Origin of the sequence: Clostridium sp. UBA1652 (genome assembly GCF_002320975.1) — a bacterium.
In the GTDB taxonomy this organism is placed as follows: domain Bacteria; phylum Bacillota; class Clostridia; order Clostridiales; family Clostridiaceae; genus Clostridium_T; species Clostridium_T intestinale.
On the sequence record NZ_DCLI01000026.1, the window covers coordinates 1 to 15,171 of the forward strand.

Genomic DNA, 15,171 nt, shown 5'->3' on the forward strand with positions numbered 1-15,171 from the left:
TTTTGATAGTTGGTCTTTCAGAAATGAAATTCAGTAATATAGTATGAGTGAATTGGATTGTGTGTGCAGAATGTCTTCTCCTAGGTATAGCTGCTCGTTCAAAAGACAAGACTTGTTCTGTTTTTTCTGATATAAATTAGTAAACACGTAAGCATAAATACTTAGAGGATATCTCCATTTATTTAAAATAATATTATTTAAATATATCTATGTTTTTCATTTTCAGTAACTTAGCAAAGTCTTCTTTGCAATTACAATATTCCTCACATTTACAAACTTTTATTATTAAGTTATTTCTCATCTCTTCTTTCATTTTTTTATATTTATCCTTTATTGGCTTAGTGTTAATATTTACAGCAGTAATTATTAACAATGCTACACAAAGTTCAGCTATCGTATTTCCAGTAATAGTTCCTGTTAGTGCTTTATAATTTTTAACACTAATAATAATAGCAGTTATATATGTTCCTAGTTCAATTTTTTCACAAAGATTAAATGTTTTTTGTTTAGATATTAAATCATTATATTTTTTTATAATTCCTGGTTTTAAGTTTTCATAAAAATATTCCTGCTCTAATTCTCTCATTCAAATACTCCAAATATATTTTTATAATATATTATTATGAAAACTTAGCAAATATACCAAATTGCTTATCTGTATTTCTTTGCTTTTATGTGTAGTATAAGCGATAATATAAGACATATTGCAGTTGGAGGTAAGAATAATATGCTGTGAATTAAAGCATCAAGATCAGCCCCAGCAGAAGCATAGGGGTTATACTCTTGAATATTATAAAAATAAAATATGCCTATTAAATAACACATTAATAGTACTATACCAATTCCAAATAAAACTCTTGATTTAGTTTTAGAACTCATTTGCTAACCTCCTGCATAAATTACAGATACATCTTAATTAAAATATGATGGATAAATTGTAATTTGTAATACTACAAGTTATTCTTATATATTTTCAATAATTGAAATATCATGCTTATCTTTATCCCTTAATTCATAACCTGAATGAAAGAGCTTTTGCCCCTTTACAGATATACACGGAATTGTCTGTCCTTCAAAAACAGCATTACCAAAAAGGTCTTTGTCAAATTCATACCAACCACCTTCCAAATCTGCTTGTTTTGAAGTCCCATCCTCATTTAAAACAAATGGGTGTATATCTAAGTATCCATATTTTTCACTATATAGCTCAATTCTCACTGGTTTCCAATCAGTATCTACTTCATATCCATATTCTAAAAGTATATTCAATAATTTGTCTGTATATTGAGCATCAAAATTTATATCAATATCTCTATGAACTCTTGTTTGTTTTCCTGCCAATATGTCAACTCCCCAACCACCGTCAATCCAATATATTATTCCTGCACTTTCCAATATGTTGATGACAGTCATCAAATCTTCTTTTGTTGTTATTTCTTTTCTACCCATCAAACTTCTCCTTTACAAATTCTAATTTATTTAATTCTCTCTGAAAGCTATTGCATCAACTTGAAAGTCAATTCCATCTCTAATAAACTTTGTTTCATATGCCTTTCTTGCTGGATATTTTCCTTCAAATCTTTGCTTAATTATTTCTCCTAAAAACGATAAATCTTTAATATCTCTAAATAAGCAATCCATTTGCACTACAGATTTCAATGTCAAGTCTACAGTTTCAAGTCTTTCACTCAAAACATCAAATGCACCATTTATTTGGTTTTCAATTGATTGTCCCTCACTCTTCATGCAATAACTGATATAAATATAATCCCCTGCCTCAACAATCCCAGAGTGTGCCCATTCTTTGTCTATTTCTGTTCTTATAATTTCTCTCATTCTACATTCTCCTTGTATTTTATTTCCGTTACAAAATTACTACTTATTTATATAATTTCGTATACTTTTACAATTATAAGTTAATTATATCATATTTAACCAACACAGCATTATTCAATTTTAAAGAGCCTCATTCTTTACGTTTTTTAATACTTGGTACTATTTTTAAATTGCTAAGTAAAAAATACCGCAAATTCATTTTGAATAATACGGTATAGTAATAATTTTATATTTAGTTTTAGTTGAATAATAAGAAGATTATTCATTTAATGTACTCTAGAAATGGGAATTTTATTATGCATCAGAAAATTTTATTTATAGCTACTGCAGCAATAAGTGCCGCACAAGCAAATACCGGAATTCCCTTAATGAAAGATAGCCAATGTTTTCTAATTCCATGATAATCCTTATCGTCAATAATGGCTCCAAAATGTGTTCTCTTTGTCTTGCTCCACCAACAGAAATCGATAATTATCAAATCAAATAGGTTTAATCCTTCTCCTAATATTAGAAGATAGATAAACGTCGGAATAAACTCTGAAAGACTCAATAAAAAGCCTATAACTATAAAAATAATTGTAAATACCGTCAGATTTGACAAGAAAGATTTAAGATAAGAAGGCTTCGCTGGAATCATTTTACTTAAGTCATTATTCAGTCTTATCTTAATCTGAACCTCATCAGGATAAGAGTGGAAGCTTTTCATATTCTTTTTATCTCCACCAGTGCCAAGATAGCAGATCAAAAAGAACAACCCATATAAAATTATTCCTGCTATAATATATTTCATAGATAACATCCCCCGTAAAATTACTAAATTTGAGAATAATATTTTATTCAATATAAATAGTCCATGTCTTGCACTTATTACACAAATATATAGCAAAGTCTAATGTTTCATCAGCGGCATCTAAATCAAAAGTAAAAATATTTTCTTTTTCGATAACTCCTATATCTCTACGCCATACACTAAATTTTTCTGCATTACATTCCAGACACTCAGAATCACATCTCCCTACGTACTCAAAATCATCAATTGTTATTTCGTTATCCTGTAAAAATTGAACTATAACTTCTTCATAACCTACATCTGAATGTCCAACAAAATTCTCTAGTTTTAAAAAATCACTCATACAAAACCTCCCATAAAATACTGTATATCTTATAAAAATGATTATAACTAGACCTAAATGTAAGTTCAAACTACAATAACTTATTTAATATCTGTCAGATTATATTAAAACTAATATCGTAGAAATTTTATTGATTTTCAAAGTTTATATTGACTATCTAGTATTTTGGGTATATTATATGTTGCCTATTTAAAATATAAATCTAACATTTTACATTATCAAGATTACACATGTTTATTCATAATTCTGAATCTTCTAAGCAAAAGTCCTGTTGTAATAAATATAGCTGTAGCTATAACACCTGTGATTGGATTTAATAAGATATCCCCCATTTTTGTTAATGAAACAAATCCACCTGTCATGACCATAACATTAGGTACTGCATCTTCAACAGTATGCATAAGCACACATGGCCAAACAGACTTGGTAATCCTATATATTTCTACATACATAATAGTCCAACATACCATTAATATACATCCTATTAAAATCATATTGCCTCTTGATATTGATTCAAAATAGATGTCTGGAAGAAATACAAGATAATACGGGACGTGCCATAATGCCCATACAAGACCAGAAATACCGTAAATATACCAGTCATTGAGTTTTAATTCAATAAGTTTCGGTGTTAAATAACCACGCCACGCAAATTCTTCAAAAATATTCTTAAGTAATCCCCCAGTAGCAGAAGCTATTGCAAGTGATAAAAATGAACCTTTTGCGAAATTTGACACCTCAATTAGGTTAAAGATCTTTGCTAGTCCAATAGTTATTGCTGTTACTAATAGATAAATTCCTATAGATAATATATACCATCTCTTGTTATCTCTTATATTAAGTTTAAGGCCTATGTTCTTCCAGTCTCTATATACTATCCTTAATATTATTCCAGTCAAAAAAGGTAATATCAGCCATAGTCCCATGCCCAAAGAGTTCCCCTCTGGCTGTTCTGTAAGAACTGAGTCAATGGCTACTCCAATCCAGCCACTTGCAAGAGTTATTATTATAAATATAATTAATTTGCGTATATTCTGCTTCTTCACTAAAATTATCACTCCTTTACTTTTTAAGAATATCTAATATCCATTTCTCATCAGGTATTGGATTATCAGGATTAAGTGCTATAGCTTCTGCAATACCTTGAATTGAGCACCAAAATGAAATTGATAGAGCAAGAGGATTTCCTGAACGAATTTCTCCTAACTCTTGTCCTTTTTCTATTAGAGGTACACTCTGATTAATAATGTCATGCTGCGCAAGTAACTCTCCTGCCTTTTGTGAAATATGAGCAGCATTGTATACTGCATATCCCATAAACACAAACATTTTTGCAGAAAATGGATTACTCCTAATCAGCTGAAATAAATCTTGAATGTTCTTCTCAAATATCTTCAATGGACTAAGATCTTCCTCCGGCATAAAAACCATCTTTTCACAACCAATTTCAATAAGGGTTTCATATAAAGCTTTTTTTGAATCAAAATAATGAAACATAAGTCCAGAGCTTACTTCAGCTATCTTACATATTTCACGGGTAGATGTTCCATAATATCCTTTCATAATAAATTGATCCAGTGCTATTTGTAGAATTTGTCCTTGTCGTTTTTCCCTTTCCTTATCACGATTTCCCAAATAATAACCCGCCTTTCTTAATTAAGCACATGCTTAATATTGAGTATATGCTTACCATATCATTCTAATTCATATTTGTCAAACATTATCAAATGAATATTCTAATAGACAGATAATGTCTACTACTTATAGCTTCTGGTTAAAAATAAAAAAGCTCAGCTATAAACATATAAAAGTTTATAGCTGAGCTATATTACGTGATATTTTTTATTTAATCTGTGTGTGATTTCTCAAATTATACAGCTCTTTTCTAAAGTCTTTATTATTTTCATCATTATTATTCTTTAAATTTAATGGAGGCTCAAACACATTAATCAAGTATTTTTCAAAATCCATTGGGTTTTCAATAGAAATATAGTGCATAACTAAATTATCCTTCATCCATAATGACAATTTTTCTTCATGCTCTGGAATAAAGCTATATTTGGATTTATTTTCTTTATGCAAATATCTTCTTTCTAATTCAAACAATACTCCTATACTTTTTCTTAAAGTTGATGTTCTTGCTTTTCCATTAAAATGATTTTTGTAATCTCTTTTTCTTAAACTTTTTACTTTTGAAGTTGGTCTGCCTGCTATCCCTACATATATTACAGGTAATTCGTTAATGTATAAGAACTCCAACTCTTTCATCTTAAGTGGTAGATCTTCTATGCATTTAACACATATTACATATGCTCCTGCTTTATCTGGTAACTTAGTTGGTGAATCTTCCTTAGGTAGAAATATATTAACCTTTAATTGCTCCAACAAATACTCAAAGTTCATGTTATTCTCCTAAAATCATATTTATTAATTATACACTTAAAAGCTCGTTTAGTTTATCACTCAATAGGTTCTCTTCTCCACTCCCTACAGTAGAAAATCTTAATATAGGTATGTCATATTTTTTTAGTATTTCATCCTTCATTTTATCTCTTTTTAGCTGAACTGGGATTTGCATGATATTGTATCCATAGGAATGTTGTGAATGGTTGTCTACGCTTGATGGTGGAAGGTAGGCTTCCTATTATAATTAATTCCCCGTATTAAAAAGCACCTGCAATTAGCAGACGCCTTTTACTATAGATTGTATATTTGTTATTGTGCTTGTTTACATCCATTTTTACTGCATGTAACTTTGCTTGAAGTTGAAACATGCTCCCAATTTTCTGGATTTTTAGTAGTATCAAATCCACATGCTGTAAACTTTCCATCTGCTTTAAGTACATGAATTTCTTTTTCCTCAATCTGTCTAATTTTACTCATTTCCTCACCACCCTTAACTTGAAAATAAAATTATATGCTACGATACTAGTAATATTCTACAAAATCTTCCTTAATCCTTCTAATGAATGCAATTTTTACCATATTAATATTTTTATAAGAACCCCTTCTATTAATATTTACACAGGCATGATTTCCATGACTGAAATATTATTATCTCTGCTATTTATTTGTAGCAAGCATATTTTTTATGTTAATATTTATTTATACTAACTTATTCTAGCAATATAAAATGAATAGGAGATTTTTTATGTTTATTAATAGTTATGACGAAACAAATCCATTAAGCATTGAAGCATATGCTCAAAATCTAATTGGAAAAACTTTTGCAGATATAATTAAAGCGGATTCCCAAAATAAATTTATTTATGATAGCGCTGAAGATTATGGTGTAAATCATGAGAATAAAAAAAGAAAAGGTGGATTAGGTGAGATAATCGAAGAACGATTCTTTCACTATAAATGTAATAATGACTCAAAAGCAGATTTTGAACAAGCTGGAGTTGAATTGAAAGTAACTCCATATAAAATTAATAAAAATAAATCACTTTCAGCTAAAGAGCGTCTTATAATTACAATGATTGATTACGTTTCCGTAATTAATGAAGATTTTTATACAAGCCATCTATGGGCTAAATCTAATTTAATCCTCCTTATATACTACTTATATTCAAATGAAATAGAGAACCGCTTAGATTACACTATAAATTATGCTAAATTATTTTCTCCGCCTAAAGAGGATATTGAGATAATTAAAAATGATTTTGAAGTGATAATAAATAAAATTAAAGCTGGAAAAGCTCACGAACTATCTGAAGGAGATACCTTATACTTAGGAGCAGCTACTAAAGCTCAGAACTCATCTAACCTGAGAAAACAACCTTTTTCTGATATATTAGCAAAACCAAGAGCTTTTTCTTTCAAAACTTCTTATATGACTTATATTTTAAATAACTACATTGTCGCTAATAAAAATACATATGAGCCTATAATTAAAAACATAAACGATTTGGAAGGTATAACATTTGAAGAATACGTTATAAATAAAATCAATTCCTACATCGGTGCCTCTGACAAAGAGTTATGTGATTTATTTGAAAGAAAGTATAACAACAATAAATCTCAATGGATTGATCTCGCTTATAGAATGCTGGGTATAAAGTCAAATAAAGCTGAAGAGTTTGCTAAAGCTAACATTGTTGTAAAAGCTATTCGTATAGAGGAAAATGGAACTAATAAAGAGAATATTTCTTTCCCTGCTTTTAAATTTAAAGAATTAGTTAAAGAGGATTGGGAAGATTCAAATTTATTTACTTATTTCAATGAAACTCGTTTCTTATTTGTGGTTTATAAAAAAAATGGAGACAAGTATATTTTAAAAGGCGCTCAACTTTGGAATATGCCTTACAGTGATTTAAATAATACTGTCCGTCTTGGATGGTCTAATATTCGTAACACCATAATACAAGGCGTTAAGCTAACTAAAAAATCCAATAAAGTTGAAAATAATTTGCCTAAAAAAGAAGATAATCAGATAATTCATATAAGACCTCATGCACAGAAGAGTGCTTATAAATTCATAAGTGGTGAAATAATTGGTGATATTTATAGAAATGCTAATGAATTACCAGATGGTCAATGGATGACTACACAATCTTTTTGGATTAACAATAGCTATATTATAAAACAGTTAGACAAGAACCTTATAGAATAATATTTGTACAAGTTGTTATAAAAAGACCGTATATAAATTTAATTTCATCAAAATTTATATGCGGTCTTGATTTACACATTAACTTTTATTTAGTTTTCTTCTTCAAAGATACTATTTAACGTTCTTCCCATTCTCTCAACAACTCCGACTACTAAAGCATTACCCATACAAAAGTATCTAAATTTCTCTGGCATTCCAGTATCTGTCCAATTATCATCAAATCCTTGTATTCTTTCTGCTTCTAAAGGGGTTATTAATCTAAGTTGATTAGTTTGTGGATCTTCTATAACATGAGTACTCCTATTTACACTTGACTCGCTTGTTAGCATTGTTCTAGCTGGTCTATCAATAGGGTCTGGAAACGCTATTGGCCCTTCGGAAAATATGTATGAATGTCCTGTTTTGCTAGTTCTCTCTATTTTTTTCGAACCTTTTAAATACTCCCATTTTGAAAGACTATCTCCTAGATAGTATCTAGGTTCAACATCATTACTTAATATTTGCCTTATAGTTACCGGTTCTTCATATTTAGGTATAGTTTGACCAGTTACAATTTCTCCATTATGCATTATTCCTGAATTACAAAACTCAAATTTAAAGTTATCTGAAACATCATATATGTCCTCATAATCAAAATTTATAGTTTTCAAGCTAGTGCACCTTTCAATAGGAAAAGTCCTAGCAAAAAATCCTCTATTATTAATAATCTCCTCAGACGTTGTGTTCTTCATACCTTCAAAATAGGTAGTTGTATTTTTATATGCAAAAATAAATATTCTTCTCCTACGTTGTGCAAATCCATATTCCGCTGCATTAATGACTCTCCACTCTACTGTATACCCTAAATCATTAAAACAAGCCAACATTACTCCAAAATCTCTTCCTCTTTGACTAGATGGAGACTTCAATAGTCTATCAACATTTTCAAGTAAAACAAACTTTGGCTCTTTAATGTCTAGTATCTGTCTTATCTGCCACCATAACACACCCTTTACACCATTTATACCTTGTGCTCCAGTTCTTGCAACCGAATAATCTTGACAAGGAAACCCTCCAACAAGAAGGTTATGGGTAGGAATATCTCCTTTTGCTATACTAGCAATATCTTCATTTACATGATTTTCTCCATTCCCAAAATGTGAACAGTAACAATTAAATGCATGTTGTACTTTTTTATTTGGCTCCCATTGATTTGCCCACACAGTAGTCCATTCACGTGATGCTCTTTCAAGTCCAAGTCTGAATCCTCCCACCCCCGCGAAAAGCTCGCATACTGTTTTATCTATAGCCATAATAATTTCTCCTCTGTAAATTTTAGTCTACTAGCTATTATAATACATTTTTTCTTTAAATGGAAGATCAAATTTAAATTATTTTACTCTTAACTTAATAAAATGATATTCTTACTCTTATCAATTAACTAAACATATCTTATTCAATAGAGTTCTTACTAATTCCTTTTTCCAACCCCAATAACGTGTTCATTGTTGTTTTATTAGCCCAAAAAGTACGCTTTGTAATGTATTTATCATACGAAAATAATATTACATCATTAGAATTAATAGCTTTAGGTCTAATATGAAAGCCCCTCCCCAGTGATGAAGATGGCAGTCTATCTTCATCACATTCTTTAAAAGACTCAATAACTTCATTATATATATATTTAGCATCTTCTAAGTATTCGATGAAATTAATTTTCTTATGTTTTATTTCTTCATTATCATTATCAATTAAAAATAAATTGTAATCTTTACTAATCTCCCTATAAAACGTACTTTCCTCAAAGGTTTCATCTTTGCTGTTATTGAAGCTAATTGAAATATCTTTAAACGTATTTGTACTGAAAGGAAATGACTCTGTAACGCCTCTATTTTTTACCACTATTGTTCTTATATTATCTATTAAAACACCTTTTGATTTCAGGTATTCATTTATAAATCTATAATTCTTATTCTTAGCTCCACCTGTTTCATTAGCAAAATACTTTTCCTGCATTTCCTTACATAATATATCATCAAACTCTATTTTTCCTTGTGCACCTTTATTTATTGCAGCTTCGATTTTTCCAAATACATACTCATCCTTACCTTTAAATAAGTTACTATCTACTACAATACTTTTATCTACTTCAAGAATTTTATCTCTAAATATTTGTATTAAATCCTTTAAATATTTTTTTAATATTTCATCCATATCCTCATCAAGCAAATCAACATCTTCAAAGAAGAAACATTTTATTAAATATGCTTTAAAAAGGAACAATCCATTGGCAATAAAAGGTTTTATCTGTTTTTCATAATCTTCCTCCGAACAGCCAAAATACAAATGTGTCAACTTATTCAAATTATTTCTTTTAGTCCACCATGATTCTATTTGAGTTTGATATTGCAAAAATTTTATAAATTTTTCTTTTATTTCTTCTTTTTGAAATAAATCTATTATTTTTTCAATTGTTTCATCTTTTGTAACCGCATCACGGGATAAATTTCTTGCAGCTCCAGGCTTACCAATGAAAACATAATAACTTTGAACCAAATATTTAATTACTACGGTATTACTACTATTCTCACCTGATTTTGCAATCCTTATGCCATATGGCTTAAGCAATATATTTAATTCATTTACTTTTTCTGAGCTATTTATAAAAATATCTACATTAGTTACAGGAACTTGAGTATTAAGCCCTAATGTAATTTCTGATATTAATCTATTTAAATCTTTTTCTTCTGCAACTGGTAATAACAAAGATGTTTTTATATATATTTCCTTTTTAGTTTCCTCAATTAAATTCTTGACATCAACAGACCATTGCATACTATTAATTTTGCTATCAACTTCATAAACTATGTCATACCATTTAGTAATTGTTTGTGCACCATTTATTACCTGAATTTTCTTATTATTCAAAGTTATAAATTTATCTTTGAAAATAATTCCATCTTTTTTATTAGATATAATTGTTATTCCATTATGTTTATAGTAAAAACTACTAATATGGTTTGTTATATAATCTCTGTCTTCCATTCTATTAGATATATCATCATAATTTGTGTCAAGCTTCAATACATCTGCAATGATGATATCAATAGCCTCAATAAATTGTTTTTTTTCAACTTCTATTGGTAGAGTCACTCCAAAGTAGTTTAAACAACTTTTAACTAATCCTCTAGCAAATGATTCTTTAAAAGAATTCTTTAATAAAATATTTTCTTGGACATTTGAATGTATACCCTTTCTAACATTTGCTTTAAATATATTATCTCCTTCATTATTATATAGATTTAATAAATCCATCAGTTTAATTTTATATTGCTTTGTTGCTATATACTCGTCTTCATATTCTAAATAATTTTCTCCAAAGCCTTCAAGTTCTATATCTAGATTTTTATCTGAATCAAAAACAGTTATAGAATTTTCAAGTATTAATTGGATATCTTTCTGCTTTCCTGAATTATTTATATCGTCTTTCATTCCCCTCATATTTTTATATATTAGTATAAATGTTACATCGATATTTACTTTAAAATATTCAATTAAATTTCCGAGATTAATATCTTCCGATTTATCATAAACAAAATATTCACTTCCTGCATAATTTATTATAGTAAAAGCATTCCATTTGTGTATTTCAATATCATCAGTACTATCATAGCCTATTACATCTTTTATTAATTTGCCTATCTCTCTCATATTATCCCACTTTCATCTAAGAATTTTTTAGTTATTTCATCAATTTCTAGTTCTTTAAATTCATTTTTATCTTTTATTTTTTCTTTAAGTCTATTGAAATCTTGAATATAGGCACGCTTAATTCTCAAAAACTCCATTTCACTTTTTTTCTTGTCTTTTTTATAATATTTTAATTCCAAAAGTTTTCTGTACCTATATAATTCCAACTCTATTAACTCATTTTTAGGATTGTGATATTCACGGTTTAATATATCTATACCAATCTTCTGCCCCTTATAACTTTTCTCAGGATAAATTTTACTTATTGTGACATTAAATATGTCATTTAATAGTTTCATATACATCTCCTTTTTTTCTATTTCTATAGAAAAACTATGGAAATAAATTTCAGGAAATTCCTTATATCTATTTCCTGGGAATAATATAAATCCTCCATCTTGAGCTATAATTCTCTCGTTACCCATACTAAAAGTAATAAGCTTTAAGTTGTCCAAAAATTCATTTTCTACTTCATCCTCTATTACTCTTTCATAATATTTATTTAAATAAATTGAATTAGGTGAAAAAACAAACTTTTTCGGCATACCTATTACATATATAACTGCGTTTTTATCATCCTTATTAGCCCCATCCAATGCAAAAAATAGTGCCACCAATGCATTGAATGTAACATCAAGAAGCCTACTTTTGGCTATGTAATGTTGTGAATCTATCATCATTTTTAATATAGAATTATTATTTGACGATATATTATAATCAGATAATGATTCTATTAACTTTCTTTCAAATCCGCAAATATCTTTATCCATTCCTCTAAACAATGACGGCATTAGCTTTGTTTTTCCATAATCCTTAGATTCTCCACGGTAAGAAAACACCAAATCTTCATCAGGTAGCTTTTTTTTAATTAACTCTATACTTTTACTAATCTCTGTTAAATAGTCTGTAATTATTTTCATTAATCTACTCCTTATCAATATATCTTGTGTTTTTTATAAATATAGGTTTCTATTGTATAGTTTCTTATTCAAATAAATTCACATTATACAAACATCCACCACCTCAAACCCCTGATTCCTAGCAATCTGATGCAGTGGACTTATACACTCTACAAGTTTTCTATTAAATTCTTCCTCACCTTTATATCGATTTAGATTATAAGGTTCATTTATTCTTAATCCTTCAACATAACTTTCCAGCTCCTTGTCCATCTTTTTCTCACAAAAATATGAAAAGGCTTTATATTGAATATCACAAAAATCTCCTATATAATCCTTAAGTGTTAGGAGCTTATCACTTTTCTTGCTGTTGATGTTTTTAAAGGTAGGTACTAGATTCCACATCTCATCATGTAGCACAAAACTCCAAGGAATAAAGTGATCTATGCTCAGCACTCCATGAATTTTATAGTTCCCACTCGTAAACTCCTTTTTTGTATAAATATCATTTATACCCTTAGCTACAATTACTTGATTCCACAGCTTTGTTGCTTTTGTTAGATTTCTACTTCTAGGAGCTTCTAGCTTGAAGGCTATAGCAGGAACATTAGGGTTTCTCTTTTGTAGAAAGCATATTAATTTATAATAAATCCAGTATTTTATTACCTTATAGTTTTCTTTTAAGTAATCTTTCCATCCATCATTAATGATTATTTTATTAGTTTTTCCTTTGATTATTTTATATAAGCAAATATTATCTTCTAATGATGACTCCGTTATTATTTTTTCAACTCCAACTCTTTTTCCTTCAACTTTATTACTAAAGAAAGGTGCAAGCAATCTATAAGGAACTTTATGTGTCAAGTCTTTCATCATTTTCTTAAGCACTAAGTCCTCAGATGTGTATATAAAATCTAATAATTTCTTCTCATCATAATTAGCTGGGATATTATATTTAAGTGCTATGTAGTTTACAGGTAAATTAAGTTTATCAAAACTACCAAAACTTAATTTATATTGCATAATTGGATACCAAGCATAAGTAATCATTCTAGCTATTATCCTATTAAACTCAATCTCACTATTTCCTTCACTAACCTCATCTAATATTCCAAGTAGCCAATACATCTTATAACTTGCAACTACTCTATCCTCATTTAAAAGTCTAGAAAATATTTTATAATCAACCTTACTACTTGCAGGAATTATATCCTTAATATCAATTCCTCCAATAGATAAATCTGTTATATTACTCATTAGTCATAAACCTTCTGGAGAACTATTCCCTCATTAAATCCTCCTCTTTCCCCTTTCTTTGTTTCCCTCTTCTTTAAAAGCTCTTCTTCAGTAAATCCTAAATTGTTAGCTAGTCCAAATAAAACCTCCATAATATCAGCAAGTTCTTCAAGGTTTTTATCTTCTTTAAACTCTAAAACTTCCTCATCAAGCTTTTTCATAAGTAAAGCTAATCTTTCTTCTTTATCTGCAACTGTATAATCACAATTACTTCCTGACTTCTTTATTAACTCTGGTATTTTATCTCTAACTAACTTGTTATAAATCTTCATACGGCCTCCATATTATTTTAATCTAGCTTGATTCCTGTATATATCTCAGATAATATTTTCTTATTGTACTCAAAAACAGTGTAATAAACCATTTTTCTATAGTTCTAACCATTTTGTAATTATAAATCTATTTTACCAACAAATGTGTGTAAAATGAAGATTATTAGCATATTTTAGATAAAATTTTACCTAATACCTTCTAAACCTCTTTATTTTTGTTAAAATATATAGGTTCTCATTAATTTAGTTCATAGTTTTTAGTGATAATTAACTTCATATTTTATAATTATAAATTCATTTTTGATGAATCAACTTTTTTAGAACATATATATTAAATTTTAAGGAGTATTTAGCGTAATATGGACAATCTACAAAGTATCATTTCAAATTACTTATTATTTTGCAAAAATCAGAAAAGACTTGATAGTAAAACAATTAAAGCATATAAAATTGATTTAGCTCAATTTTCTCAATTTCAAGAAAATGACTTTTCAGCTTCTATTAATAAAAATTCGATAGAAAACTTTATTTCCTCACTCCATCAATCATTTAAACCTAAGACTGTAAGACGTAAGATAGCTAGTTTAAAAGCATTTTTTCATTATTTAGAATATAAAGAAATCATTTTAATTAATCCGTTTAATAAGCTACAAATAAAATTTCGTGAACCCATAACTTTGCCAAAAACAATACCCCTACATATAATTGAAAATTTTCTTTCAACATTATATAGTCAGATAGAGCTTGCACCTACGCCTTTCCAAAAAAAGTGTATTACTCGAGATATTGCTGTCATTGAATTTTTATTTGCCACTGGAATAAGAATTTCCGAGTTATGCTCTTTAAAGTTATCTAATATTGATTTCATAGAAAAGAACGTACTTATTTATGGGAAAGGTTCAAAAGAACGCCGTATTCAAATTGGAAATGATGACGTGATGTCAGCTTTAAATAATTATTATCTAAGCTTCAAAAAAGAAATAGAAAACTCTGAGTACTTTTTTGTTAATCGTATAAATAATAGACTTTCAGAACAGTCAGTAAGAAATATGATAAATAAATATACTGAAATAGCTTCTATTAAACTACATATAACCCCCCATATGTTTAGACATTCATTTGCAACATATCTTCTTGAAGAAGATGTTGATATTCGTTATATACAAGAAATGCTTGGTCATAGCTCTATTAATGTCACTGAAATCTACACTCATGTTACAATGGCAAAGCAAAAAAATATTCTCACAAAAAAACATCCTAGAAATACTTTAACTTTTAAATAATTAAGAAGCAGCCTATAATTATCGGCTGCTTCTTTTTGCTTTATTTATATAACTTGTAAGTATATTTTATCGAGAATTCATTGAAGCGAGGATAATTCGTTATTATCC

The 15,171-nt window shown here is 28.5% G+C and carries 17 protein-coding genes; 2 read left to right on the forward strand and 15 right to left on the reverse strand.

The window, feature by feature from the left end; all coding sequences use genetic code 11:
• Positions 1 to 193 precede the first annotated feature (193 nt).
• The 10 genes from B3N22_RS04345 to B3N22_RS04390 all read right to left on the reverse strand — a co-directional run bounded on the left by B3N22_RS04345 (position 194) and on the right by B3N22_RS04390 (position 5,852).
• Positions 194 to 586: a hypothetical protein gene (locus tag B3N22_RS04345; RefSeq protein WP_286905152.1), complete on the reverse strand. Its 393-nt coding sequence runs from the start codon at positions 584 to 586 to the stop codon at positions 194 to 196.
• A gap of 65 nt (positions 587 to 651) precedes the next feature.
• Complete coding sequence (locus B3N22_RS04350; RefSeq protein WP_286905153.1) at positions 652 to 879, reverse strand: hypothetical protein; 228 nt, start codon at positions 877 to 879, stop codon at positions 652 to 654.
• An 84-nt stretch (positions 880 to 963) separates the two neighbouring features.
• A complete protein-coding gene (locus tag B3N22_RS04355; RefSeq protein ID WP_286905154.1) occupies positions 964 to 1,449 on the reverse strand; it encodes a nucleotidyltransferase domain-containing protein in 486 nt (161 codons plus the stop codon).
• A 30-nt stretch (positions 1,450 to 1,479) separates the two neighbouring features.
• Positions 1,480 to 1,836, reverse strand: a complete 357-nt coding sequence (locus B3N22_RS04360; RefSeq protein ID WP_286905155.1) for a RidA family protein — start codon at positions 1,834 to 1,836, stop codon at positions 1,480 to 1,482.
• A gap of 301 nt (positions 1,837 to 2,137) precedes the next feature.
• Positions 2,138 to 2,626 carry an ABC transporter permease gene (locus tag B3N22_RS04365; protein WP_286905156.1) on the reverse strand — a complete coding sequence of 163 codons (489 nt, stop codon included), beginning with the start codon at positions 2,624 to 2,626 and terminating at the stop codon, positions 2,138 to 2,140.
• Between the two features lie 43 nt (positions 2,627 to 2,669).
• Positions 2,670 to 2,969 carry a hypothetical protein gene (locus B3N22_RS04370; RefSeq protein WP_286905157.1) on the reverse strand — a complete coding sequence of 100 codons (300 nt, stop codon included), beginning with the start codon at positions 2,967 to 2,969 and terminating at the stop codon, positions 2,670 to 2,672.
• A 224-nt stretch (positions 2,970 to 3,193) separates the two neighbouring features.
• Positions 3,194 to 4,015 carry a CPBP family glutamic-type intramembrane protease gene (locus tag B3N22_RS04375; protein WP_286905158.1) on the reverse strand — a complete coding sequence of 274 codons (822 nt, stop codon included), beginning with the start codon at positions 4,013 to 4,015 and terminating at the stop codon, positions 3,194 to 3,196.
• 16 nt (positions 4,016 to 4,031) lie between these two features.
• Positions 4,032 to 4,604 carry a TetR/AcrR family transcriptional regulator gene (locus B3N22_RS04380; protein WP_286905159.1) on the reverse strand — a complete coding sequence of 191 codons (573 nt, stop codon included), beginning with the start codon at positions 4,602 to 4,604 and terminating at the stop codon, positions 4,032 to 4,034.
• A 207-nt stretch (positions 4,605 to 4,811) separates the two neighbouring features.
• Entirely contained in the window at positions 4,812 to 5,372 is a 561-nt protein-coding gene (locus tag B3N22_RS04385; protein ID WP_286905160.1) for a GIY-YIG nuclease family protein, read from the reverse strand.
• 312 nt (positions 5,373 to 5,684) lie between these two features.
• Positions 5,685 to 5,852 carry a hypothetical protein gene (locus tag B3N22_RS04390; RefSeq protein ID WP_286905161.1) on the reverse strand — a complete coding sequence of 56 codons (168 nt, stop codon included), beginning with the start codon at positions 5,850 to 5,852 and terminating at the stop codon, positions 5,685 to 5,687.
• Positions 5,853 to 6,120: 268 nt separating this feature from the next.
• Between B3N22_RS04390 and B3N22_RS04395 the strand changes: the two genes are divergently transcribed.
• Complete coding sequence (locus B3N22_RS04395) at positions 6,121 to 7,584, forward strand: Sau3AI family type II restriction endonuclease (RefSeq protein ID WP_286905162.1); 1,464 nt, start codon at positions 6,121 to 6,123, stop codon at positions 7,582 to 7,584.
• Positions 7,585 to 7,673: 89 nt separating this feature from the next.
• Here the strand turns inward: B3N22_RS04395 and dcm are convergent, their stop codons facing one another.
• The 5 genes from dcm to B3N22_RS04420 form a co-directional block, all read right to left on the reverse strand.
• Positions 7,674 to 8,870, reverse strand: coding sequence for a DNA (cytosine-5-)-methyltransferase (gene dcm / locus B3N22_RS04400; RefSeq protein WP_286905168.1), 1,197 nt, complete (start codon positions 8,868 to 8,870; stop codon positions 7,674 to 7,676).
• 145 nt (positions 8,871 to 9,015) lie between these two features.
• Complete coding sequence (locus tag B3N22_RS04405) at positions 9,016 to 11,274, reverse strand: hypothetical protein (protein WP_286905163.1); 2,259 nt, start codon at positions 11,272 to 11,274, stop codon at positions 9,016 to 9,018.
• On the reverse strand, positions 11,271 to 12,233 hold the full coding sequence (locus tag B3N22_RS04410; protein ID WP_286905164.1) for an FRG domain-containing protein: 963 nt from the start codon (positions 12,231 to 12,233) through the stop codon (positions 11,271 to 11,273). The genes B3N22_RS04405 and B3N22_RS04410 overlap by 4 nt, the downstream gene beginning before the upstream one ends.
• Before the next feature lie 78 nt (positions 12,234 to 12,311).
• On the reverse strand, positions 12,312 to 13,469 hold the full coding sequence (locus tag B3N22_RS04415; protein WP_286905165.1) for an HNH endonuclease domain-containing protein: 1,158 nt from the start codon (positions 13,467 to 13,469) through the stop codon (positions 12,312 to 12,314).
• Positions 13,469 to 13,780, reverse strand: a complete 312-nt coding sequence (locus tag B3N22_RS04420; RefSeq protein WP_286905166.1) for a nucleoside triphosphate pyrophosphohydrolase — start codon at positions 13,778 to 13,780, stop codon at positions 13,469 to 13,471. The genes B3N22_RS04415 and B3N22_RS04420 overlap by 1 nt, the downstream gene beginning before the upstream one ends.
• Before the next feature lie 359 nt (positions 13,781 to 14,139).
• Between B3N22_RS04420 and B3N22_RS04425 the strand changes: the two genes are divergently transcribed.
• The gene (locus tag B3N22_RS04425; RefSeq protein WP_286905167.1) at positions 14,140 to 15,063 is read left to right on the forward strand and encodes a tyrosine-type recombinase/integrase; all 924 of its coding nucleotides are present in this window, start codon (positions 14,140 to 14,142) and stop codon (positions 15,061 to 15,063) included.
• Positions 15,064 to 15,171 lie beyond the last annotated feature (108 nt).

Coding starts and splice junctions, on each gene's coding strand:
- B3N22_RS04415 (WP_286905165.1), bottom strand. CDS start 13,469: ATGAGTAATATAACAGATTTATCTATTGGAGGAATTGATATTAAGGAT.
- B3N22_RS04345 (WP_286905152.1), bottom strand. CDS start 586: ATGAGAGAATTAGAGCAGGAATATTTTTATGAAAACTTAAAACCAGGA.
- B3N22_RS04425 (WP_286905167.1), top strand. CDS start 14,140: ATGGACAATCTACAAAGTATCATTTCAAATTACTTATTATTTTGCAAA.
- B3N22_RS04350 (WP_286905153.1), bottom strand. CDS start 879: ATGAGTTCTAAAACTAAATCAAGAGTTTTATTTGGAATTGGTATAGTA.
- B3N22_RS04365 (WP_286905156.1), bottom strand. CDS start 2,626: ATGAAATATATTATAGCAGGAATAATTTTATATGGGTTGTTCTTTTTG.
- B3N22_RS04360 (WP_286905155.1), bottom strand. CDS start 1,836: ATGAGAGAAATTATAAGAACAGAAATAGACAAAGAATGGGCACACTCT.
- B3N22_RS04355 (WP_286905154.1), bottom strand. CDS start 1,449: ATGGGTAGAAAAGAAATAACAACAAAAGAAGATTTGATGACTGTCATC.
- B3N22_RS04420 (WP_286905166.1), bottom strand. CDS start 13,780: ATGAAGATTTATAACAAGTTAGTTAGAGATAAAATACCAGAGTTAATA.
- B3N22_RS04370 (WP_286905157.1), bottom strand. CDS start 2,969: ATGAGTGATTTTTTAAAACTAGAGAATTTTGTTGGACATTCAGATGTA.
- B3N22_RS04390 (WP_286905161.1), bottom strand. CDS start 5,852: ATGAGTAAAATTAGACAGATTGAGGAAAAAGAAATTCATGTACTTAAA.
- B3N22_RS04395 (WP_286905162.1), top strand. CDS start 6,121: ATGTTTATTAATAGTTATGACGAAACAAATCCATTAAGCATTGAAGCA.
- B3N22_RS04385 (WP_286905160.1), bottom strand. CDS start 5,372: ATGAACTTTGAGTATTTGTTGGAGCAATTAAAGGTTAATATATTTCTA.
- B3N22_RS04410 (WP_286905164.1), bottom strand. CDS start 12,233: ATGAAAATAATTACAGACTATTTAACAGAGATTAGTAAAAGTATAGAG.
- B3N22_RS04405 (WP_286905163.1), bottom strand. CDS start 11,274: ATGAGAGAGATAGGCAAATTAATAAAAGATGTAATAGGCTATGATAGT.